Here is a 21,917-nt window from a genome sequence, read left to right on the forward strand (position 1 = left end):
CCGAACGCAGCACGAGCGGAGCGAGCGCCAAAAAACACAGCAGCGCCCACACCGGCAGGCGTGGGCGCTTGAGGACGGGATGGGGCTACAGGAAGCCCATCCGGGAACGGCGCTGCCGCTCGTGCTCGATGACGATCGCGGCGGCGTAGCCGTGGGTCAGCCCGTGCTCGTCGGCGAGCCAGTTGGCCCGCTCGTCACAGCGTAGGAACGACGGGCCGTTGTCGATGGCTTGGAACCACTCCGGGAGTGCACGACCCGTGATGTCCGGGACTCTGGCGATCAGCTTGTTCTGCAGCTCCGGTGAGTGGTTCAACGACATGGGCACCTCCATGAGTGAAGCCTCTTTTGCTAGACACTGCATCACCGACTCCGGGATGGCAAGACCTGGGCGGCCTGCCTTTTCTTCCCGGGGTAGATCATCGGTCGCTGGTAGTGGGCGTACCCACTGCGTGCACGGCCATGCGACGCGAAACGCCCCGCCGGAGAACCGGCGGGGCGTTTTTGACGTGGATCTAGTCGTTGTTGAAGAAGTAGCTGACGAAGCGGAGGATCTCCAGGTAGATCCAGACCAGGCTGACCGTGAGGCCGAAGGCCATCAGCCAGCTGTAGCGCTCCGGCACGCCCGCGCGGACGCCCTGCTCGACGGCGTCGAAGTCCAGGAGCAGGAAGAAGCAGCCGAGCAGGATCATCGCGACGCTGAAGATCCAGCCGATCGGGCTGTCGGTGCGCAGGCCGAGGCCGCCGTCGGTGAAGATGCTCGCGATCCAGTTGACCAGCATCAGTCCGATCGCGGCGAACCCGGCGGCGACCACGAACTTGATGAACTTCGGCGTGGGCCGGAAGATCTTGAGCGCGTACACCGCCAGCGTGCCGCCGAAGGCGACCATGGTGCCGAGGACCGCCTGGAAGACGATGCCATCGAAGCGGTCGTTGTAGTAGTTGCTGATCACCCCGATGGCCAGCCCGTAGGAGACGGAGTAGCCGAGGATCAGCGCGGGGTTGGTGCTCTGCTTGAACGACACGATCAGGCCGAGCACCAGGCCGACGATCACCGCCGGGAAGATGATCACCGCGCCGAGGTTCAGGTACCAGGCCAGCGCGGCGGACGCCACCAGGGTGCCCAGGGTGATGAACCCGCGGACGACGACGTCGTCGATGGTCATCGGCCGGGCGGCGGTGGGCGGGGCGTACGCCGGCGCGTCGTACATGCTCTGCAGGTATTCGGGGCTCGCCTGGGGGCCGCCCCATGCCTGGCGGCCGTTCCGGCCCAGCTTCCCGATGACCGGGTTCTTGCTCTGCATCAATGCCTCCACTGCGACCTGCGTCTGCCTGTGCGGCTCGGCCGTACAGGCGGTGCCGCCTGGCGCGTTCAGCTCTTAAGTGTCCGGTGGCGGTGGGGGAGGCCCCTGCCGTGTTCCGCCGCCGGCACCGGCATCCCAGCTCCAGCGGCAACGGGTACAACGACGTATGCCGCTCCGAAGTTCCGGCACGCGCCCACTTCCCGGCGTATTTTCCGATCTTCCACCCGCGGCGCCGGCCGCGGGCCCCGCGACGGGCGGAACCGGCGGGAGATGCGACGGGCGAAGCGGCGGGACGCGGCGGGGTGAAGCGGCACGGGCCGAGCCCGGCGAGGGCCTCCCCCGGCCGGGCCCGCGCCACCGGTGCGCGCCATGGAGAAGGCGCACCCAGGTTCTGTCCTGCCTATAACACCAAGGAGAGTCCGACTTTAATCGATATGTCGGGTAGTAAACTCTTCGCATTATCCGGCGAACCGGCAACTGATTACTTGACCCCGCCACCAGGGCCACTGTGGAAGGTATCCCTTTCGATGCGCCGACGACGCATCTAGGCGAGTAACGGCACCTCATCCCCTTTACCGCTTCGACAAGGGGGCCCAAAGCGCATCCCGCGGCCCGCGCGCTCATCGTTCGACGACATCACGGAACGGTAACGATTTGCCGAGCGGCGCAACGGATCCCCCGCTGCCATCGGGCGATCGGCGCGCGGAAGCGGAGAAGCGGATGCGGAGGCGGTCCCGGCGACGTTTGATATAGCGGCACGGGTGCCCCCGGTGGGACTCGAACCCACACTGGAACCCTTTTAAGGGGTTTGCCTCTGCCATTGGGCTACGGGGGCGCCGTAAATCATACGTAACGGACCACACTTGCGTAACGGGTCAGAGCCAACGTCTGTGCTCTTCCATCCGTTGTGCGCAAGATAACGGTATCCGTCACGCGCTCCCGTGACTCGGTCAATGCCCAACAGACCACCCAAGAAGCCCAATTTCTCCCTACGTCGCCAAGGTTATGCCCCGGCAGAACAGTACGACCCGCGCCCCCGGCGAGGGGGGCGCGGGTCGCAGGTATCGGCCGTCAGCCGGTGGTCGCGGCGGCGCGGAACTCCTCCCGCGGCGACTCGATCTCACCGAGTGAGACGGTCTCCCGCTTGAAGAACAGCGCGAGCGTCCAGTCGGCCACCACGCGGACCTTGCGGTTCAACGTCGGCACCCGGGACAGATGGTACGTGCGGTGCATGAACCACGCAGGCAATCCGTGCAGCTTGATCCCGTAGACGTTGGCGACGCCCTTGTGCAGGCCGAGACCGGCCACCGAGCCCGCGTACCGGTGCCGGTAGTCGCGCAGCGGCCGGCCCCGCACCGTGCTGACGATGTTGTCCGCGAGCACCTTCGCCTGCCGCACCGCGTGCTGGGCGTTCGGCGCGCAGTACTGTCCGGGATTGGTGAGGTCGGGCACCCCGGCCACGTCGCCCGCGGCGAAGGCGTCGCGGGTGCCCACCACGGTCAGCCGGGGAGAGGTCTTGATCCGGCCCCGCTCGTCCAGCGGCAGGTCCCCGGCGTGGGCCACCGGGCTCGGCTTCACACCCGCCGTCCACACGATGGTGGCCGACTCGAAGGTCTCCCCGTCCGACAGCACCACCCGGCCGCCCTCGCAGGACTTCAGCAGCGTGCGCATCTTGACCTCGATGCCGCGGGCCCGCAGCTGCTCCAGCGTCCAGGCGCCCATCTCGGGGCCGACCTCCGGCAGGATGCGGTCGCTGGCCTCCACGAGCACCCAGCGCAGGCCGTCCTCGCTCAGGCTCTCGTAGTAGCGCACCGCGTCGCGGCCCATGTCCTCCAGCTCGGCCAGGGCCTCGACGCCGGCGAAGCCGCCGCCGACCACCACGAAGGTGAGCGCCCGCCGGCGCACCTGCTCGTCGTCGGTGGAGTCGGCCCGGTCGAAGAGCGCCAGCACCCGGTTGCGCAGCGCGATGGCCTCGCCGACGGTCTTGAACCCGATGGCCGCGTCCGCCAGGCCCGGGATGGGCAGCGTGCGGGAGACCGAGCCGGCCGCCATGACGATGATGTCGTAGGACAGCTCCTCGCTCGGCCCGGCGGCCGGCTGGAAGGTGACCGTCTTCTCGGCGTGGTGGACCTTGGTGACCCGCCCGTTGAGGATGCGGACCTTGGGCAGCATCCGGCGCAGCGGCGTGACGACGTGCCGGGGGGACAGGTTGCCCGCGGCCGCCTCCGGCAGGAAGGGCTGGTAGGTCATGTAGGACTGCGGGTCGATGATGGTGATCCGCACCTCGCCGGACCGCAGCTCGCGGCGCAGCCGGTGCTGCAGCCGCAGGCCCGTGTAGAGACCGACGTACCCTCCGCCGACGATCAGGATGTGCTTCGTCTTGTGGTCCACGTGAGTGCCCCTTTGCGGCATGGTCGCTTGTGAAACCATTCACAAGCATACGTCACAACCAGATCTCGCCGCCAATCGGCCATGGGCGAAAGTCTGGAATATATTGACCTTTGGCCCTGATCGACAGGAGATTTTCCGGGGAACACCGGTCGACCAGCGCACAGTGACGGACATCACGTCCACCGGCCGGTCGGGCCCCCTGTTCGGCACCTACCCCGGATCCGCTCCGGGTCAGTCCCGGGCGGCCAGTTCGGCGGCCCGGGCGAACACCTGGTCCAGCATCGCCTCGGTCACCCGGCCGGTGAAGGTGTTCTGCTGGCTCGGGTGGTAGCAGCCGAGCAGCCGCACCACCCGGCCCGGTCCGGCGATCTCGTACTCGACGCCGTGCCCGAACGCCGGCCGCGGGCGCGGCACCTGGAACCCGGCCGCGCGCAGCGCCGGCCACCCCGCCTGCCAGGCGTACCCGCCGAGCGCCACCACCACCCGCACCGTGCCGGCCACCAGCTCCAGCTCCCGGGCCAGCCAGGGCTCGCACGCGGCGCGCTCCTCGACCGACGGCTTGTTGGCCGGCGGGGCGCACCGGACGGCCGCCACCACCCGGGCGCCGATCAGCCGCTGCCCGTCCCCGGCGTGCGTGCTGGTGGGCAGCGCGGCGAATCCGGTGCGATGCAGCGAGGCGAACAGCCAGTCGCCGCTGCGGTCCCCGGTGAAGATCCGCCCGGTGCGGTTGCCGCCGTGCGCGGCGGGCGCCAGGCCGACGATCAGGACACGCGGGTCGGCCGCCCCCCACCCCGGCACCGGCCGGCCCCAATAGGTCTGCTCGGCGAACGCGCGCCGCCGCACGTCGGCGACGTGCTCGCGCCACTCCACCAGCCGCGGGCAGGCCCGGCACACCGACTCGCGCGCGGTCAGCTCGCCGAGCGTGCCACTGCCGGCGGCCAGCACGGCCACCTCGGCCGGGGTACGCGCCACCGGGGTCTCGGGGCCGGCCGGATCCTCCGGCCGGCCGCTGCCGGGGGGCACCGAGCTCATGCCGCCCTCACCCGAGGGCTCGTCCGGGGGCTCGTACCGGGCTCGGCGGGACCCATGCCCGCTCAGGCCACCAGGCCGTGGGCGATGCCGTCCAGGATGTCGTGCTCGCTCACCACGACCTCCGGCAGGCCGTACCGGCGCACGATGTGGTCCAGGACCAGCGCGCCGGCCCCGATGACGTCGACCCGGCCGGGGTGCATCACCGGGATCGCCGCCCGCTCGTCGTGCGTCATGGCCAGCAGCCGCTCGCTGATCTCGTGAACCTGCTCGGCGCCGATGCGCGCGCCGTGGATCCGCGCGGGGTCGTAGGCGGGCAGGTCGAGCGCGATGCCGGCCACCGTGGTGACCGATCCGGCCAGGCCCACCAGCGTGGCGGCCCGGGTCACCGGCACCACGGCGGTCACCCGGTCCAGGGCCGCCTCGATGTCGGCGATGGCCGCGGCCACCGCCTGGGTGGTCGTCCCGCCGGCCAGGTGCCGCTCGGTGAGCCGCACGCAGCCGATGTCGACCGAGATGGCGCTCTCCACGTCCCGGGTGCCGAGCACGAATTCGGTGGACCCGCCGCCGATGTCCACCACCAGGACCGGCGTGGCCAGGCCGCTCACGCCGGCGGTGGCGCCGAGGAACGACAGGTGCGCCTCCTCCGACCCGGTGACCACCTCGGGCGGCACCCCGAAGATCTCCCGCACGCCGGCCGCGAAGTCGTCGCGGTTGGCCGCGTCCCGGGTGGCGCTGGTGGCCACCACCCGCACCCGCTCGGCGCCGTGCTCGGCCGCCAGCGCGGCGTATCCGCGCATCGCGGCGAACGTGCGCTCCAGCGCCTCGGGAGACAGCGTGCCCGTGCGGTCCACGCCCTCGCCCAGCCGGACGATCTCCATCCGGCGCTCGACGTCGGTCAGCGTGCCGTCGTGCACGTCCGCGACCAGCAGCCGGACCGAATTCGTGCCGCAGTCGACCGCGGCCACCCGTGTCATGCGTCCTCCGGTGATTCTCCGGCCCCGTCACCGGCCGCCTCGGGCCCGCCGGGCACCGCCACGCACGGGCCGTCCTGCCACCACTTCGGCAGCGCGTCGAGCGCCTCGCGGCCGAACGGGTTGGCACCCGGCACCGCCAGCTCGTGCCCCACCAGGGCGTGCAGGCACTTCACCCGGCCGGGCATGCCGCCGGCGCTCTGCATGTCCGGCGGCAGCGGCGCCACCCCGGCCTCGGCGGCGGCCCGGTCCCGGCGCGCGACGTAGTCGGCGTGTGCCCGGGCGTAGGCCTCGGCGAGCTCGGTGTCCTCGGCCAGCCGGGCCTGCATCCGCTTCATCAGCCCGGAGGACTCCAGGGTGCCGATGGCCGACGCCGCCCGCGGGCAGGTCAGGTAGTAAAGGGTCGGGAACGGCGACCCGTCGGGCAGCCGGGGTGCCGTCTCCACCACGTCCGGCAGCCCGCAGGGGCAGCGGTGCGCCACCGCCCTCAGGCCCCGCGGCGGGCGGCCGAGCTGACCTTCGACCGCGGCCGCGTCGGCCGGATCCACCATGTCCACTCCTGAGATGATCTACGGTCACGGCGCCGGGGTGCGCCCCGGCTCCACCCGCCGGCCGGTGCCCCGGTCGACGGCCTCGATCGACTCCCACACCGTCTGGTACCAGGGAGCCTTCGCCTGCGGGGGGGCGCCGGCCGCCGGCGACCGGGACCCGCGGGCCGTGTCCTTCCAGACGTAGCACTTCTCGCCCGCCCGGCAGTAGTGCAGCCGGGACCGTGCCTCCCGGCTGATGTAGCCGGGATCCTGCAGCAGCCTGCTGCGCTCGCCGAGCTCGCGCAGATCCTCCAGCGCCTCGGCCCGTTGCTGCTCCAGCTGGGCGATCTGGCGGCGCTGCGCGATGAACTCCCGCACCGGGTAGGCGAGGCTCATCGCGATGGCGCACACCACGACCGCCAGGATCGCGGCCCGGCCGGTCAGCTGCGGTCGCTTCTTCATGGCCCTCCCCGTTTCCCCGGCCCGCCCGGACGAACCCGGGCAGGCCGTAGGGAAAACCTAGCCGCGGAACCGCGGGAAGGCGGCGCGACCCGCGTAGCGGGCGACGTCGTCCAGCAGTTCCTCGATGCGCAGCAGCTGGTTGTACTTGGCCACCCGGTCCGACCGGGCGGGGGCGCCGGTCTTGATCTGGCCGCAGTTGGTGGCCACCGCCAGGTCGGCGATCGTGGTGTCCTCGGTCTCGCCGGACCGGTGGCTCATCATGCAGCGGTAGCCGTTGCGGTGGGCCAGGTCGACGGCGTCCAGGGTCTCCGACAGGGTGCCGATCTGGTTGACCTTCACCAGCAGGGCGTTGGCCGCGCGCTCCTCGATGCCGCGGGCCAGCCGATCGGGGTTGGTGACGAACACGTCGTCGCCGACCAGCTGCACCTGGTCGCCGAGGACGGAGGTGATCGCCTGCCAGCCCGCCCAGTCCTCCTCGTCCAGCGGGTCCTCGATGGAGACCAGCGGGTAGGAGCGCACCAGGTCCTGGTAGAAGGCGATGAGCTCGTCGGTGCTGTTGCCCTTGCCGTCGATGGTGTAGACGCCGCCGGAGTGGAACTCGGTGGCCGCCACGTCGAGCGCGAGGGCGATGTCGGTGCCCGGGGTGAAGCCGGCCTTCTCGATGGCGACCAGGATCAGGTCGAGCGCGTCGCGGTTGCTCGGCAGGTTCGGCGCGAAGCCGCCCTCGTCGCCGAGACCGGTGGCGTACCCCTTGGCCTTGAGCACGCCCTTGAGCGAGTGGTACGTCTCCGCGCCCATGCGCACCGCGTCGGAGAAGGTCTCCGCGCCGATCGGCGCGATCATGAACTCCTGGATGTCCACGTTGCTGTCGGCGTGCGCGCCGCCGTTGAGGATGTTCATCATCGGCACCGGCAGCAGGTGGGCGTTGGGCCCGCCGACGTAGCGGAACAGCGGCAGGTCGGCGCTCTCCGCGGCGGCCTTGGCCAGGGCCAGGGACACACCCAGGATGGCGTTGGCGCCGAGCCGGCTCTTGTTGGGGGTGCCGTCCATGTCGATCAGCGTCTGGTCGACGAGGCGCTGCTCCTCGGCGTCCAGCCCGATGATCTCCTCGGCGATCTCGTCGGTGACGTTCAGCACGGCCTTGCGCACGGCCTTGCCGCCGTACCGGTCGTCGCCGTCGCGCAGCTCCACCGCCTCGAACTGCCCGGTCGACGCGCCGCTCGGCACCGCCGCGCGGCCGGTGCTGTAGTCGTCGAGCAGGATCTCGACCTCGACCGTGGGGTTGCCCCGGGAGTCGAGGATCTCGCGGGCGGTAACGGCCTCGATGGCAGCCACAGGTGCTCCTATTTCTCGTTGCCCGGGGGCCTTCCCCGGTAAGCCCTGCACGGCGGCGCTGCCGTGCGCGATGCGGACGGTTCGCCTGCTGAGCCTAGCGGCACCTACCGGCCGGCGTGCGGCCCGCTCCCCGGCTCCGGCGTCTCGCGGGAGCGCTCCCACGCATGCACCCGGTCGCGGTAGTCCCGGGCCGCGGCGCGCAGCTCGGCCTCGGGGTCGAGGCCGGCCGCCCGGGCCCGTCGCACCAGGTCGAACAGCTCGCGGCCGACGCCCTGGCCGACCGCCCGCCCCAGCGACTCCGGAGCACCGGCCCGCTCGGCCCGGCGCTGCAGGCCGGCGGCCAGCGCGAGCGCGGGCTGGCCCATCGGCACGCCGTCCAGCACCGACCCGCGGCCCTTGGCGGCCCGCTCGGCGGCCTTGATGGCCTCCCAGTTCTCGTTGACCTCGTCGGCGTCGCTCACCACCGTGCCGGCGAACACGTGCGGGTGCCGGCGGACCAGCTTCTCCACCAGCCCGGCCGCCACGTCGTCCAGGTCGAAGCCGCCGTCCGCGGCGTCGCGCTCCTGGGCCAGCCGGGCGTGAAAGACCACCTGGAACAACAGGTCGCCGAGCTCCTCGCGCAGCGCGGCCCGGTCGCCGTCCTCGATGGTCGCAAGGACCTCGTAGGCCTCCTCCATCAGGTACGGCTTCAGCGACTCGTGGGTCTGCCGCCGGTCCCACGGGCAGTCGCGGCGCAGCCGGTCCATCACGCCGGCGACATCCAGCAGCCGCGCGCCCGGCAGGTCGTAGGAGCCGGGGACCACCTCGATGACCGGCGGCTCGGGCAGCGCGACGGCGGCCTGGCCGACCGCGCGCAGGAAGTCCTCGTCGCCGTCCGGCGCGGCCAGCCACACCAGGGTGCCGGTGACGCTCTCCCGCGCCACCCCGGCCGGGTCCGGCGGCACGACCTCCGCCGCGATGCCCTCGTCCGACAGATACGGCAGCAGCGGGTGATCGGCGGTGCCGGTGAGCACCCGCCCGGCCCCCAGCACCGACCAGGCCCGCCCGCTGAGCAGCCCGGGGGCCACCCGGGGCGAGGTGGTCAGCACGACGAGGGTCATCTCACTGGCCGGTGGCCGGGTCCGGCTCGCCCTGGCCGCCGCCCTGGCCCTGGCCGCCGGCCGGCGCCTCGGCCTGGGCGGGCGCGCCGAACCGAGGCTCCTCGACCAGGCCGCGCTGGGTGTCCCAGGTGCCGTAGCGGTGCGCGACCTTGATCGGGATGGTGTCGAGCTGCTGGAACAGCTTGGCCTGCGCGGCCTGCTGGGAGGCCTGGTCGGTCAGGTTGGCGCCGAACCGCTCCAGCGACTTCTGGTAGATCAGCGCGGTGCGGATCCACTCGCGGGTCTCCGACGGCGGCACGCCGCGGATCAGCGCGTTCGGCCCGATCTTCTCCAGGCCGCCCTGCTCGGCGACGAACTTGTCCAGGTCGCCGTCGCTCACTGTGACCCCCTGCCGCTCGGCGAACTGCCGGAACTGCCGCATCTGCACCAGCTGCAGCAGCACGGCCTGCGGGACGGAGGACTGGATCTGCAACTGGTCCGGCGGGATCTTCGCCGTCCGGACGGCGTTCTGGAACTCCACGACGTCGGCGTTGAGCCGCGCGGTGGTGATGCGCTCGCCGCCGACGGTGGCCGCGGTGCCGACCCCGACCGGCGAGGAGCAGGCGGTCAGCCCGGCGGTCGCGGCGGCCGCGGCGAGCAGCACGCGCAGACGATTCGACTTCACTAGCGGTCCCTTCGACAGACGCGGGTAACTTTACTCGGCCGCCGCCACCGGCCGTTCATCGAGCCGCGGCGGCCCGCGCGGGCTCCAGGAACATCGCCTCCACCAGGTCGGCGCACCAGGCGAGCAGCTCCAGGTCGCGCAGCGGCCGGCCGCCGACCGGCTTGGTCTTGGGCACCGGCACCAGCAGGGTCTCGGCCGCCGGCTTGTAGATCGCCTTGGGGTGCAGCCGGTTCAGCCGCACCTGCTGCGACTCGCGCAGGGTCACCGGGGCGAACCGGATGTGCTGTCCCTGCAGCGCGACGTCGGTCAACCCGGCCTCGCGCGCGTGCACCCGGAACCGGGCCACCTCCAGCAGGTTGTCCACCTCCTGCGGCGGGCGGCCGTACCGGTCGACCAGCTCCTCGCGGACCGCCACGATGTCGGCGCCGGAGGTCACCGCGGCCAGCCGCTTGTAGGCCTCCAGGCGCAGCCGCTCGGAGGTGACGTAGTCGTGCGGCACGTGCGCGTTGACCGGCAGCTCGACCTTGACGTCGGCGCGCTCGGGCACGGTCTCGGCCCCGGACAGCTTGGCCTTCTGCTCCTGCACGGCCTCCGCCATCATCCGGACGTACAGGTCGAACCCCACCCCCGCGATGTGGCCGGACTGCTCGGCGCCGAGGATGTTGCCCGCGCCGCGGATCTCCAGGTCCTTCATCGCCACGTACATGCCGGCGCCCATCTCGGTGTGCTGGGCGATGGTGGCCAGCCGCTCGTGCGCGGTCTCGGTGAGCGGCGCCTCCGGCGGGTACAGGAAGTAGGCGTAGCCGCGCTCGCGGCCCCGGCCGACCCGGCCGCGCAGCTGGTGGAGCTGGGAGAGGCCGTAGTTGTCGGCCCGGTCCACGATCAGGGTGTTGGCGTTCGGGATGTCCAGCCCCGACTCCACGATCGTGGTGCTGACCAGCACGTCGAAGTCGCGCTCCCAGAACCCCACCATGATCTTCTCGAGCTGCTGCTCGTTCATCTGGCCGTGCGCGACCGCGACCCGGGCCTCGGGGACCAGCTCGCGCAGCCGGGCGGCGACCTTGTTGATGGACGACACCCGGTTGTGCACGAAGAACACCTGGCCGTCGCGCATCAGCTCGCGCCGCACCGCCGCGGTGATCTGCTTCTCGTCGTACGGGCCGACGAAGGTGAGGATCGGGTGCCGCTCCTCCGGCGGGGTGAGGATGGTGGACATCTCGCGGATGCCGGTGAGGCCCATCTCCAGCGTGCGCGGGATGGGCGTCGCCGACATGGCGAGCACGTCCACCTGGGTGCGCATGTGCTTCATGGCCTCCTTGTGCTCGACGCCGAACCGCTGCTCCTCGTCGATGATGATCAGGCCGAGCTGCTTGAAGCGCACCTCCGGGCTGAGCAGCCGGTGGGTGCCGATCACGATGTCGACGCCGCCCTCCTTCAGCCCGGCCAGCGTCGCCTTGACCTCGGCGTCGCTCTGGAACCGTGACACCGGCTTCACCACGACCGGGAAGCTCGCGAACCGCTCGCCGAACGTCGACAGGTGCTGCTGGACGAGCAGCGTGGTCGGGACCAGCACCGCGACCTGCCGGCCGTCCTGGACGGCCTTGAACGCGGCCCGCACCGCGATCTCGGTCTTGCCGTAGCCGACGTCGCCACAGATCAGCCGGTCCATCGGCACCGGCCGCTCCATGTCCCGCTTGACCTCGTCGATGGCCTCCAGCTGGTCGCCGGTCTCGGCGTAGGGGAAGGCGTCCTCCATCTCGCGTTGCCAGGGGGTGTCGGAGGCGAAGCCGTGGCCGGGCGAGGCCATCCGGGCGCTGTACAGGCGGATCAGCTCGCCGGCGATCTCGCGGACCGCCTTCTTGGCCCGCGACTTGGCCTTGGCCCAGTCGGCGCCGCCCATCCGGTTCAGGCTCGGCGACTCGCCGCCGACGTACCGGGTGACCTCGTCGAGCTGGTCGGTCGGCACGTACAGCCGGTCGCCCTTGGCGTACTCGATCACCAGGTACTCGCGGGTGGCGCCCTGCACCGACCGCTGCACCATCTCGACGTACCGGCCGACGCCGTGCTGGCTGTGCACCACGTGGTCGCCGACCTTGAGCTGCAGCGGGTCGACCATGTTGCGGCGCCGGGACGGCAGGCGGCGCATGTCCTTGGTGGACGCCTTCTGGCCGACCAGGTCCAGGTGGGTGAGCACGGCGACCCGGTCGGTGACGAAGCCGTGCTCGATCCGGCCGGTGGTGACGTGCACGACGTCCCGGCCGGGCGCCTCCGGCAGGCCGGGCACCAGCCGGGCGGCGACGTCCACCCCCCTGAGCAGTTCCACGATGCGCTCGGCCGGGCCGTGGCCCTCGCTGAGCAGCACCACCGACCGGCCGTCGCCGAGCCAGCCCTTGATGTCGCCCAGTGCCCGCTGGGTGTCCCCGCGGTACGCCTCCGCCTCCCGGGCGGCCAGTTCCACCGCCGTGCCGTCCCCGTACAGGTGCGGATCGCCGGCCGCCGGGCCGGCCGCGGCGGCGCCGTCGCCGGTGCCGGTGGTCGCGAACGGCGCGATGCTCCACCACGGCTGGCCGAGCTCGCCCGCGTGCCCCCGGACCTCCGCCAGGTCACGGAAGGCGGCCGCGCCGAGGTCGATCGGGGCCGCACCGCCGGCCGCCGCGTTGATCCAGGAGGCCTCCAGGAACTCCTGGCTGGTGTGCACCAGCTCCACGGCCCGGCCGCGGATGCGCTCGGGGTCGCAGACGAAGATCGCCGCGCGGGCGGGCAGGTGGTCGATCAGCAGGTCCATGCCGTCGACCAGCGCCGGGGCGAACGCCTCCATGCCCTCGACCGGGACGCCCTCGGCCAGCTGGTCGAGGATCTCGGCCAGCGCCGGGTACCGCCCGGCCAGCTCGCGGGCCCGTGTCCGGACCTGCGGGGTGAGCAGCAGCTCGCGGCAGGGCGCGGCGAACAGCCCGTCTTCGGCCACCTCCAGGGAACGCTGGTCGGCGACCTTGAACCAGCGGATCTCCTCGACGGTGTCGCCCCAGAACTCCAGCCGCAGCGGGTGCTCCTCGGTGGGCGGGAAGACGTCCAGCAGGCCGCCGCGCACCGCGACCTCGCCGCGCTTCTCCACCATGTCGACCCGGTGGTAGCCGCCGGCCACCAGCCGCTCGACCACCTCCTCCAGTTCGGCGTCGTCACCGGCGCGCAACCGGACCGGCGCCAGGTCGCCGAGCCCGGCGACCAGCGGCTGCAGCAGCGCCCGGATCGGGGTGACCACCACGCGCAGCGGGCCGGCGGCGGCGTCGCCCTGGACCGGGTGGGCCAGCCGCCGCAGCACGGCCAGCCGCTGGCCGACGGTGTCGCTGCGCGGTGAGAGCCGCTCGTGCGGCAGGGTCTCCCAGGCGGGGAACACCGCCACCGCGTCGTCGGCCACCAGCCCGCAGAGCGCGGCGGCCAGGTCCTCGGCCTCGCGCCCGGTCGCGGTGACGGCGAGCACCGGCCGCAGGCGCGCCAGGGCGGCGACGGCGAACGGCCGTAGCGCCGGCGGCGCCACCAGGTCGACGTCCTGGTCCGCCCGCTCCAGCGCGCCGGAGAGGTCGGCGTCCGCCACGACGAGATCGAGCAGTCCGGAAAGACTCATCAGAAATGCCCCCACATGGTCATGCCCGTCTGTTCGATCGCCTCGCGAGCGGCCCGGCGCGGACGCCCGCGTGACGACACGCCCGCGTGCCGCAACGCCGCGCGCCCGCCGGCCGGCGTGCTCGGTCCGCCGCAGGTGACCCTGCGCGGCGGCGGGGGCGGCCCCGGATCGGTCGCGGGGTCCCCTCAAGGCTACTTGCCGCCGGACCGCGGCATGCCGGGAACCACCGGTCCGCCAGATTCGCGGGCATACGAGAAGAGGATGGGGAAAGCCGAGCCTGCGGATCCGCCGGGCGGCCTGTCCCCGCCGGCGATCCGTCACCCAGGGCGCGCGGATGGATACGCTGAGTGGCATGTCAGACGTGCGGTGGCGCCCGGCGACCCAGGACGACCTCTTCGGCCGGCGGATCCGGGAGTTGTGGGCCGAACAGCTCGGCCGGCGGCTCGACGTCCTCATCGTCGGCTGCGGGCGAGGCGAGGGCGTGAGCGCCGACCGTGTCGAGACCAGGATCACCGGCATCGACGAGGACCTCCCGGCGCTGCGCGCGGCCGTGCGGGCCCGTACCGACCTGGCGGCCTGCTACCTGGGCGACCTGCGGGCCGCCCCGCTGCCGCCGCGCGCGTTCGACGTGGTGCACCTTCCCTTCGTGCTGGAGCGGATAAGGCACGCCGAACTGGTGCTGGACCGCCTGGAGGGCACGCTGCGGCCGGGCGGCCTGCTGCTGATCCGGATGCGCGACCGCTCGTCGGCGTACGGCCTGTGCGACCGGATGGTGCGCGGGCGGCTCCGGCGGGTCCTGTGGCCGAGGCTCGCCCCCCGGGGCGCGGTGGGCCCGCTGCCCGCGGTGTACGAGCCGGTGGCCTCGCGGGAGGGCATCCAGTCGTACTGCCTGATGCGCGGCCTGATGATCTCCGAAGAGCTGCCGGGCGCCTCCGGGCCGGCGTTGCGCGGACCGCACGGCCGCCTGGTGCGGATGGTGTGCCGCGTCGTGGAGAAGCTGTCCGGCGAGCGCCTGCCCGCCTCCCGCGACGAGATCACCTTCGTCGTCCGCAAGCCCCAGAACCACTTCGCCCGCCTCATCTGAGCCGGCTCCGCACCGCGGGGGCGGCTCGCCCGGCCCGCACCGCGGGGGAACGGCGGAACCTCCGGTGAGGGTTCCCGCCGGGCCCCCTCCCGACCGGGAGGTGTCGGCGGCGGGGCGTTTGCGGTTTGCTCTCGGTCATCGGACGAAGACGGCCGGGACGGCGGACCTGCGGGGTCCGCGGGCGCGCGGGGGCGTTCGCCATCGCACGCCACGGGGGCGGCCGGTGATGGCGGGCACCACGGGGGCGTCCGCCATCATCGGCCACCGGCCGGCACCAGGCCGGTCCGGCACCCGGACCGGCCCACCAGACCCGACTCCAAGGGGCACGATTCATATGACCCGATTAACCGACACCGCACCGGCCACCGGCACCACCGTGGCGGCGATGTCCGCCACGGCCGTCGCCGCGCTGCTCGGCGCGGCACTCGCCACGGCCGCTCCGGCCTCGGCCGCGTCCAGGCCGGCCGGCACGACCACGGCGACCGGCACGACCACGGCGGCGGGCAGCGGGCGCGCGGCGGCGCCGAACATCCAGCTGCCCTTCCCCTGCGGGCAGAAGTGGCGGCTGGACACCTGGGGACACGCCCCTGCCCTGGACATGGTGAAGGAGCCCGACCAGACCGGCACGCTGGGCGCCACCGTCGTGGCCCCGCTGGCCGGCACCGTGAAGCAGTCCTTCTACCACGCCAACGCCGGCAACATGATCCAGATCGATCATGGCGGCGGCTACTTCACCACCTACCTCCACCTGCAGTCACGCGCCGTCCAGGTGGGGGCGAAGGTGGCGGCCGGCGCCACGATCGGCCTGGTCGGCAAGAGCGGGCCGACGGCGAACGACCACCCGCACCTGCACTTCGAACTCGGCTTCGACCAGAACGGTGACGGCTCCGCCAGCTGGGGAGAGGCCGGGTCCGAGCGGGTCAGACCGACGATCGGCGGCGTCGTCTACGGCACGGCGAACAGCATGACCTGGCGGAACGTGACCAGCGGGAACACCTGCGCCACGCCACCGCCCACCTACTGGGTGGACACCCACGCCGACGCCCCCGGGTACGCCACACCCGGCGGCACCCGCACCGGAACGCTCAACAAGGGCACCAACTACGTCTACTGCCGCGTCTGGGGTCCCAACGTCCAGGTCGGCGCGGACTACAACCACTGGTGGCTGAAGACCGACCTCGACTCCGGCAGCCCCACCAGGAACCAGTGGGTGTCGGCCTACTACCTCAAGCGCTGGGGAAACGACCAGGCCAAGGACAACAGCGGGCGGGACATCCCGAACTGCTGAACCGCACGGCTAGAGCCGCGGGAGGAGCGCCAGGTGCTCCTCCCGCACCAGATCGAAGCGCAGGGCGAGGGAGATCAGCGCGGCGCGCTGCCAGTCGGCCCGGCCACCCTCCCCGTCCTGGCGCACCCGCAGCTTGGCCGTCGCCAGGTACTTGATGTGGAAGGCCACCGCGCTCGGCGTGAGCCCGCTGTCGCCCAGCCGGTCGATGATCTGGCTGACGGTGGGGATGACCTGGCTGGACGGGTCGCGCAGCCGCGGCTCGCACAGCGCGACCAGCACCAGGAAGTACTTGGCCGTCGGGTCCAGCGGGAAGGCCAGCGACGTGCCCGCCCCGGAGGACAGCGAGACCGGGTCGAGGTAGTTGTGCACCGCCGCGAAGACCAGGAAGGACACCGGCTCGCGCCCGCCGGGCAGCACCACCCGGGCGAACTCGAACGGGATGGGGGCGTCCACCCGGCCGGGTGCCACCTTGACGAACTCGCCGCCGCCTTCGGGGTTCTCCACGACGTAGGTGTGCGTGCCGCTCAGGTTCGTCAGCACCCAGTAGGTGTCGACCGCCCGGATCCGGCCCGCCAGCCGGGAGACCGCCGGGTCGGCGATCTCGACGTCCACCGCCACATCCGGGGCGCCGCGCCCGAACGTCACCTCCTGACCTGGTACGAGTTCCCATGAGCGCGGACTGTCGGCCTCGTCGGCCTCCGTCTGGATCAGCACCGTCTGCATGGCATGACCGTAGCCCGCGGGCCCGCGCGCGTCCCGGACACCGGCCGGCCCGACCATCACCAGACGGTTACAACCGTTGACAAGCTCCAGCAAGGAATCACTAAATTGGCCGCATGAGCCGCCCGACGCACGCGGGTCGCTATCGCATCGACAGCCTTCTCGGCGAGGGAGGGTTCTGCCACGTCTGGCTCGGCTACGACGAGCGGCTCGACGTGCCGGTAGCCGTCAAGATCCTCGACGAGCACTGGGCCGGCCGGCAGGGGGTCCGGCGGCGGTTCCTCCAGGAGGCCAGGCTGTTGCGGCAGGCCGACTCCTATCTGATCGTCCAGGTCTTCGACATCGGCGAGCTGCCCGACGGCCGGCCGTACTTCGTGATGTCGTACGCCGACCGTGGCACCCTGGAGCAGCGGCTGGCCGGCGGGCCGCTGCCGCTCGGCGAGACGGTGCGCGCCGCGGCGAGCGTCGCGGCGGGGCTGACGGTGCTGCACGACATGGGCGTCGTGCACCGGGACGTCAAGCCGTCCAACGTGCTGGTCCGCTCCACCTCCGCCGGCGAGGAGCGGCTGCTGCTGGCCGACCTCGGCATCGCCAAGCAGTTCGCCACCATGGGCGGGGCGACCGCCGGCCTCGGCACGCTCGGATACGCGGCGCCCGAGCAGCTCGCCATCGGCCACGACCTTGACGCCCGCGCGGACGTCTACGGCATGGGCGCGCTGGTCTACCACTTGCTCGCCGGGCGGGCGCCCGCGCCGTACGGCGAGCGGACGCCGCCCGGCACCGACCGGCCGGAGGTGCCGGCGGCGGTCGGCCAGGTGGTGATGAAGGCGCTCGCCGCCGACCGGGAGGAGCGCTGGCCGACGGTCGGCGAGTTCGTCGCGGCCCTGGAGTCGGCCGCCGGAGGCGGGCCGGCGAGCGACGCCGCGCCCACCCCCGCGAGCGAGCCCACCCCCGCGAGCGAGCCCGCCGCCGGCGTGGTGCCGGGGACCGGCCCGGCCATCCCGCCGCCCGGCGCGGAGACGACCGTGGCCCCCGGCCGTCCGGACGGCGACACCGGGAGGCCGGGCGCGACCGGCGGCGACGGCACCGCCACCCATCCGGCCGCCGCGGGCACCGGTCCCGCCTTCTCCGGTGGCGGCCCCGGCGGCTCGGCGGAGGCGGACGCCGCGTCCCGGGCCGGGCGGTGGCGTCCGGGCGCCGTGGTCGCCGGTGCGGTGCTGGCGGCGGTCGCCGCGGGTGCCGTCCTGGCCGGGTTCGACCTGCTGCCGGTCGGCCGGCAGGCGCCGACGGGCGCCACCGGCTCGGTGACGCCCGGCGCGGCGAGCAGCCCGTTAGGCTCGGCGACCGGGTCGTCGTCGCCCGCGCCGGTCGCCATCCGCTCGCCGGCCGGGCCGGACTCGCGCTATCTGAACCTGGACAGCGACATCCCCGCCAAGTACCGCAAGCTCATCATCCAGGCCGGCACCATGTGCACCCAGCCGGGCCTCAGCCCCGCGTTCATCGCGGCGCTGCTCAAGACGGAGAGCGGCTTCGACACCCACCTGGCCGACCGGCGCAACGACGAATACGGCATCGCCCGGTGGACGCCCAGCGTGCTGCGGCACTGGCAGCCCGGCGGCCTGAGCCGGCCGGAGCCGAAGCCGCCGCTATCTCCGAAGCTGTCCATTCCGGCCCTGGGCCGGTTCTTCTGCACGCTCGGCCCCAAGATAACTTCGGTGCCCGGCGACCCGGTGCGCAACCTGAGCGGGCTGTACCGCACCGGGGTCGAGCCGATGCTCCGTTACCGCGGCGTGCCGCCGAACTGGGTCACCTACGCCGACAACGTCGAGCGCTATCTGATGAAATATCGCCCGACCGGCTGACCGGCCCACACCAGGCAGGGCCGGCGGGGCGGGCCGGCCGCGGAACCGGCCGGCCGCCCGCGCCGCACGGGTCACGCCGCACGGGCCGCACGGGCCGGTGGACCGGCCGGCCACCGGCACGACCGGCAGGACCGGAGCGCCCCCGCGATCGGCTCCGGGGCGGCCCGGCCCGGCGGCGCCGGGCTCGCGGGAGCGGAGTCGCCCGCCGGCCCGGACCGCCCGGACGCGAGGCGGGCCGGCGCCGGTCAGCGCCGGGTCAGCAGCGGATGCCAGCTGCCGTACTTCTGGCTGTCACGGGCCTCCCCGGAGAGCCGGACGATCTTCGAGCCGTCCAGGCTGACCAGCGCCAGCCGGGCGTCGAACTCGTCCTCGCACTCGCCCAGGCACTGCCAGCCGATGAGGTGGCCATCGTCCGCCCAGGCGTTCACCTGCAGCATCTTCTGCCGGCCTACCACCTGGCCGGTGGCCACGTCGAGCACCTCGGTCAGCGGCCCCGGGTCGGCGGGAGGGCGCTCCAGCTCCTCGCCGGAGTACGTCCGGGCCGGCTCGGGGATCTTCGGCTTCACCCGACCGCTGTACAACCGTCCGCCGGGCGAGTAGCCGGCCTCGCCGGACGAGTAGGCGGCCTGGTAGGTCCCGCCCACGTCCTGGACGGACGGGGGCCGCAGGCGGCCGTCCAGGTCGTAAAAGAGCTCGTTCGGTACCGGTTCGCCGCCCGGTTCGGCCGGCGGGCGCTGCGCCGCCGGGTTCGGTTCGATGACCAGGGTTCCGTCGAGGCTCCACCGGAACGGGGTGGCGTCGAACAGCCCGTCGGCGCCGGAAGCCCCCCGGTGGAAGGCCACCTGCCCGGAGGCCGCGTCCACGATGTGGAAGCCGAGGCGCCGGGTCGGCGAACTCTTCCAGCTGTTCCCGTCGGCGGAGATGTCGATGCGGACCGACGGGTCCTGGTCGAAGGAGGTGACCAGGATCCGGGAACCGTCCGGCGACCAGGCCACGTCCGTCGCCGGCTGCGGCAGGGCGATCCACCGCACCTGCCGGGTCGCCATGTCCAGGATGCCCACCCGGCGGGCCGGCAGGTCGCGCTCCAGCACCGCCGCGTACTTCAGCCCGGGCGCGACGTCCACCTGCGACCAGCCGGTCTCCTCGTAGGAGCCGGTGCCCGGGTCGTACAGGTACCAGGTGCTGTGGGCACGGTCGCTGTTCTTGCCGATCTTCTCGGTGCCGGAGACGTAGTAGGCGGCGACCGCGATCCGCCCGGCGGCGATCAGCTTCTTCGGCGGGGAGTCGCCGGTGTCGGTGTGGACGTCCAGCGATGCCGGCAGTTCCGCGGGCGTCACCTCGCGCGGTACGGGCACCGGGGCGCCGGTGTCCACCGGCGTCGGGGCGGGGTAGGTCGGCGCCGGGGACGCCGGGGAGGTGGCGGCCGGGGACGCGGGGTCGGTCGCGGCGGGCGGGGTGCCGTCCAGCAGGCGGGGCGCGAGCATGCCGCCGGTCACGATCGCGGCGGTCGCGGCGGCGGCCAGCGCCATCGTGCCCGACCGGCGGGCGGTGCGGTGCCGCCGGCCGCGCAGCGCCCGGTCGGCCAGGTCGGGCGGGATCCGGGCCTCCTCGGCCCATTCCTTGAGCGCCTCGGACACCAGGGGGCGCAGGGTCATGATTGGACCTCCTTGATCGAGGGCCGGGACGCGGAGTCCAGGTCGGCGAGCTCGGGCGCCAGGACGCGCAGCCGGGCGAGCGAGCGGTGGACCGTGCTGCGGACGGTGCCGACGGAGCAGCCCATGATCTGGGCCACCTCGGCCTCCGGCAGGTCGGCGAAGAAGCGGAGCACCAGGGCGGCGCGCTGGCGCGCGGTCAGCCGGGCGAGCGCGCGGCGGAGCACGAGTTTCAGTTCGGCCGCGTGCGTGTCGTCGCGGCCCGGCACGTCCGGCGCCTCGGGGACCACGGTCTCCGGCCGCCGCGCGGCGCGGCGCCACCAGCTCACCTGCTCGCGGTACATGGCCCGCCGGACGTACGGCTCGGGATCGTCGACGCGTTCCCAGCGCGCCGCGGCCCGGGCCAGCACCGTCTGCAGCAGGTCTTCGGCCGCGTGCTGGTCACCGCCGGTCAGCAGGTAGCCCAGCCTCATCAGCGCCGGCGAGCGCGACGCCACGAACTCGCGGAAACGTCGCTCCTCGGCAACGTCCACGATCACCTCCGGAGGGTTGGATGTCCTCCTGTTGACGCTCTGGGACCACCCCGGCTATGCCTCTACCGCGGGCTCTCCGGTTCACTATCCTGTGCCGGTGGGAAACGTGGAGCGGACGGCCGTCGCGCCGGAGAACGCCGGACCCGACCTGTCGTGGACACCGGACGCACGCGAGCTGGCCGACCTGGAGCTGCTGCTGGGCGGCGCCTTCGGCCCGCTGACCGGCTTCCTCGGCTCGGCCGACGTCGCCTCGGTGACCGAGAACGGCCGGCTCGCCGACGGCACGCCGTGGCCCGACCCGGTCACCCTGTACCTCCCGCACGACCATCCGGTGTCCGCCGGCGACGAGCTGGTGCTGCGCGACCCGGAGGGCGCCGGGCTCGCCGTGCTCGCCGTCACCGAGCGCACCGCCGACGGGCTGGTCGCCGGGCCGGTGCGCTCGCTGGGGGCCGCCGAGCACGGCCCGTTCGCCCGGTTGCGCCGCCCGCCGGCCGAGGTGCGCGCCGAGGCCGGCGGCCGTCCGGTGCTGGCCGTCACCATGCGGGGGCCGCTGGACGACCTCGGCGAGATCACCGCGACCGCCCAAGAGCTGGACGCGGCGATCCTGCTGCTGCCGCTGGCCTTCGGCGAGAGCGGCCCGGGGGTGGTGCGGGCGGCGCTCAAGGCGCGCGACCGGCTGCCGGCCGGCACCCGGGTGGTCGTGGCGCCGCTGGCCCCGCGCGAGCCGGAGATCGATCTGGAGTTGCGCGAGCACCTGGCCACCGCCTACGGCGCCACCGAGCACCTGGCCGGTCCGGAACCGGTCACGCTGCCCGGCCCGCCGCACCGGCGCGGGCTGGTGGTCTTCTTCACCGGCCTGTCCGGTTCGGGCAAGTCGACGATCGCGCGCTGCCTGCGGGACGCGCTGCTGGAGCGTGGCGGCCGCACGGTCACCTACCTGGACGGGGACGTCGTGCGGCGCCTGCTGTCGGCCGGCCTCACCTTCTCGCGTGCCGACCGCGACCTGAACATCCGCCGGATCGGCTTCGTGGCCGCCGAGGTGGCCCGGCACGGCGGCCTGGCGATCTGCGCGCCGATCGCACCGTACGCCGCCACCCGCGACGAGGTGCGGCACATGGTGGAGGAGGTCGGCGCCGACTTCCTGCTGGTGCACGTGTCGACCCCGCTGGAGGAGTGCGAGCGGCGCGACCGCAAGGGCCTGTACGCCAAGGCGCGGGCCGGGCTGATCCCGGAGTTCACCGGGATCTCCGACCCCTACGAGGAGCCCGGCGACGCCGATCTGGCCATCGACACGACCGGCGTGCCGGTGGACCGGGCCGTGGAGTCGGTGGTCCGGCTGCTGGAGACCGGCGGCTGGGTGCGCTGAGCCC

18 protein-coding genes and 1 tRNA gene are annotated in these 21,917 nt (G+C 73.2%); 4 read left to right on the forward strand and 15 right to left on the reverse strand.

The window, feature by feature from the left end; translation table 11 throughout:
• Window positions 1-85 precede the first annotated feature (85 nt).
• From Sru01_RS14195 to mfd, 12 genes are all read right to left on the reverse strand, one after another.
• Window positions 86-319 (reverse strand): DUF4287 domain-containing protein, encoded by a 234-nt coding sequence (locus tag Sru01_RS14195; RefSeq protein WP_203984905.1) that lies wholly within the window; start codon window positions 317-319, stop codon window positions 86-88.
• 193 nt (window positions 320-512) lie between these two features.
• Window positions 513-1,301, reverse strand: a complete 789-nt coding sequence (locus Sru01_RS14200) for a Bax inhibitor-1/YccA family protein (protein WP_203984907.1) — start codon at window positions 1,299-1,301, stop codon at window positions 513-515.
• 762 nt (window positions 1,302-2,063) lie between these two features.
• Window positions 2,064-2,136: transfer RNA gene (locus Sru01_RS14205), tRNA-Leu, on the reverse strand.
• Window positions 2,137-2,372: 236 nt separating this feature from the next.
• Window positions 2,373-3,731, reverse strand: a complete 1,359-nt coding sequence (locus Sru01_RS14210; protein WP_239137413.1) for an NAD(P)/FAD-dependent oxidoreductase — start codon at window positions 3,729-3,731, stop codon at window positions 2,373-2,375.
• A gap of 192 nt (window positions 3,732-3,923) precedes the next feature.
• Complete coding sequence (locus tag Sru01_RS14215; RefSeq protein WP_203984909.1) at window positions 3,924-4,724, reverse strand: uracil-DNA glycosylase; 801 nt, start codon at window positions 4,722-4,724, stop codon at window positions 3,924-3,926.
• Window positions 4,725-4,786: 62 nt separating this feature from the next.
• On the reverse strand, window positions 4,787-5,698 hold the full coding sequence (locus tag Sru01_RS14220) for a Ppx/GppA phosphatase family protein (RefSeq protein WP_203984910.1): 912 nt from the start codon (window positions 5,696-5,698) through the stop codon (window positions 4,787-4,789).
• Entirely contained in the window at window positions 5,695-6,246 is a 552-nt protein-coding gene (locus Sru01_RS14225) for a DUF501 domain-containing protein (protein ID WP_203984912.1), read from the reverse strand. The genes Sru01_RS14220 and Sru01_RS14225 overlap by 4 nt, the downstream gene beginning before the upstream one ends.
• Before the next feature lie 24 nt (window positions 6,247-6,270).
• Window positions 6,271-6,687 (reverse strand): FtsB family cell division protein, encoded by a 417-nt coding sequence (locus Sru01_RS14230; protein WP_203984914.1) that lies wholly within the window; start codon window positions 6,685-6,687, stop codon window positions 6,271-6,273.
• Between the two features lie 57 nt (window positions 6,688-6,744).
• On the reverse strand, window positions 6,745-8,022 hold the full coding sequence (eno, locus tag Sru01_RS14235) for a phosphopyruvate hydratase (RefSeq protein ID WP_203984917.1): 1,278 nt from the start codon (window positions 8,020-8,022) through the stop codon (window positions 6,745-6,747).
• Between the two features lie 104 nt (window positions 8,023-8,126).
• The gene (locus Sru01_RS14240) at window positions 8,127-9,122 is read right to left on the reverse strand and encodes a nucleoside triphosphate pyrophosphohydrolase (RefSeq protein ID WP_203984918.1); all 996 of its coding nucleotides are present in this window, start codon (window positions 9,120-9,122) and stop codon (window positions 8,127-8,129) included.
• A 1-nt stretch (window position 9,123) separates the two neighbouring features.
• A complete protein-coding gene (locus Sru01_RS14245; RefSeq protein ID WP_203984919.1) occupies window positions 9,124-9,786 on the reverse strand; it encodes a SurA N-terminal domain-containing protein in 663 nt (220 codons plus the stop codon).
• 55 nt (window positions 9,787-9,841) lie between these two features.
• Window positions 9,842-13,408, reverse strand: coding sequence for a transcription-repair coupling factor (mfd, locus tag Sru01_RS14250; RefSeq protein ID WP_203984920.1), 3,567 nt, complete (start codon window positions 13,406-13,408; stop codon window positions 9,842-9,844).
• A 352-nt stretch (window positions 13,409-13,760) separates the two neighbouring features.
• On the opposite strand from mfd, the gene Sru01_RS14255 reads away from it, so the two are divergent.
• Entirely contained in the window at window positions 13,761-14,492 is a 732-nt protein-coding gene (locus Sru01_RS14255) for a class I SAM-dependent methyltransferase (protein WP_203984921.1), read from the forward strand.
• A gap of 334 nt (window positions 14,493-14,826) precedes the next feature.
• Complete coding sequence (locus Sru01_RS14260) at window positions 14,827-15,780, forward strand: M23 family metallopeptidase (protein WP_203984922.1); 954 nt, start codon at window positions 14,827-14,829, stop codon at window positions 15,778-15,780.
• Between the two features lie 9 nt (window positions 15,781-15,789).
• Here the strand turns inward: Sru01_RS14260 and Sru01_RS14265 are convergent, their stop codons facing one another.
• Window positions 15,790-16,503 (reverse strand): FHA domain-containing protein, encoded by a 714-nt coding sequence (locus Sru01_RS14265; RefSeq protein ID WP_203984923.1) that lies wholly within the window; start codon window positions 16,501-16,503, stop codon window positions 15,790-15,792.
• Window positions 16,504-16,616: 113 nt separating this feature from the next.
• Between Sru01_RS14265 and Sru01_RS36210 the strand changes: the two genes are divergently transcribed.
• Complete coding sequence (locus Sru01_RS36210) at window positions 16,617-18,362, forward strand: serine/threonine-protein kinase (RefSeq protein ID WP_203984924.1); 1,746 nt, start codon at window positions 16,617-16,619, stop codon at window positions 18,360-18,362.
• 245 nt (window positions 18,363-18,607) lie between these two features.
• Here Sru01_RS36210 and Sru01_RS14275 read toward each other — a convergent pair whose 3' ends face one another.
• Window positions 18,608-20,017 (reverse strand): hypothetical protein, encoded by a 1,410-nt coding sequence (locus Sru01_RS14275; protein WP_203984926.1) that lies wholly within the window; start codon window positions 20,015-20,017, stop codon window positions 18,608-18,610.
• Complete coding sequence (locus Sru01_RS14280) at window positions 20,014-20,553, reverse strand: SigE family RNA polymerase sigma factor (protein WP_307812021.1); 540 nt, start codon at window positions 20,551-20,553, stop codon at window positions 20,014-20,016. Before Sru01_RS14280 ends, Sru01_RS14275 begins: the two co-directional genes overlap by 4 nt.
• A gap of 91 nt (window positions 20,554-20,644) precedes the next feature.
• On the opposite strand from Sru01_RS14280, the gene cysC reads away from it, so the two are divergent.
• On the forward strand, window positions 20,645-21,913 hold the full coding sequence (gene cysC / locus Sru01_RS14285; RefSeq protein ID WP_239137414.1) for an adenylyl-sulfate kinase: 1,269 nt from the start codon (window positions 20,645-20,647) through the stop codon (window positions 21,911-21,913).
• The last annotated feature ends 4 nt before the right edge of the window (window positions 21,914-21,917 follow it).

It is taken from the genome of Sphaerisporangium rufum (assembly GCF_016863395.1).
Classification (GTDB): Bacteria; Actinomycetota; Actinomycetes; order Streptosporangiales; family Streptosporangiaceae; genus Sphaerisporangium; species Sphaerisporangium rufum.

What these genes read in the sequence shown, in the direction of transcription:
- Sru01_RS14215 (WP_203984909.1), bottom strand. Translation starts at nt 4,724, where the DNA reads ATGAGCTCGGTGCCCCCCGGCAGCGGCCGGCCGGAGGATCCGGCCGGC.
- Sru01_RS14200 (WP_203984907.1), bottom strand. Translation starts at nt 1,301, where the DNA reads ATGCAGAGCAAGAACCCGGTCATCGGGAAGCTGGGCCGGAACGGCCGC.
- Sru01_RS14230 (WP_203984914.1), bottom strand. Translation starts at nt 6,687, where the DNA reads ATGAAGAAGCGACCGCAGCTGACCGGCCGGGCCGCGATCCTGGCGGTC.
- Sru01_RS36210 (WP_203984924.1), top strand. Translation starts at nt 16,617, where the DNA reads ATGAGCCGCCCGACGCACGCGGGTCGCTATCGCATCGACAGCCTTCTC.
- Sru01_RS14240 (WP_203984918.1), bottom strand. Translation starts at nt 9,122, where the DNA reads ATGACCCTCGTCGTGCTGACCACCTCGCCCCGGGTGGCCCCCGGGCTG.
- mfd (WP_203984920.1), bottom strand. Translation starts at nt 13,408, where the DNA reads ATGAGTCTTTCCGGACTGCTCGATCTCGTCGTGGCGGACGCCGACCTC.
- Sru01_RS14210 (WP_239137413.1), bottom strand. Translation starts at nt 3,731, where the DNA reads ATGGTTTCACAAGCGACCATGCCGCAAAGGGGCACTCACGTGGACCAC.
- Sru01_RS14275 (WP_203984926.1), bottom strand. Translation starts at nt 20,017, where the DNA reads ATGACCCTGCGCCCCCTGGTGTCCGAGGCGCTCAAGGAATGGGCCGAG.
- Sru01_RS14195 (WP_203984905.1), bottom strand. Translation starts at nt 319, where the DNA reads ATGTCGTTGAACCACTCACCGGAGCTGCAGAACAAGCTGATCGCCAGA.
- Sru01_RS14225 (WP_203984912.1), bottom strand. Translation starts at nt 6,246, where the DNA reads ATGGTGGATCCGGCCGACGCGGCCGCGGTCGAAGGTCAGCTCGGCCGC.
- Sru01_RS14260 (WP_203984922.1), top strand. Translation starts at nt 14,827, where the DNA reads ATGACCCGATTAACCGACACCGCACCGGCCACCGGCACCACCGTGGCG.
- Sru01_RS14255 (WP_203984921.1), top strand. Translation starts at nt 13,761, where the DNA reads ATGTCAGACGTGCGGTGGCGCCCGGCGACCCAGGACGACCTCTTCGGC.
- Sru01_RS14265 (WP_203984923.1), bottom strand. Translation starts at nt 16,503, where the DNA reads ATGCAGACGGTGCTGATCCAGACGGAGGCCGACGAGGCCGACAGTCCG.
- Sru01_RS14220 (WP_203984910.1), bottom strand. Translation starts at nt 5,698, where the DNA reads ATGACACGGGTGGCCGCGGTCGACTGCGGCACGAATTCGGTCCGGCTG.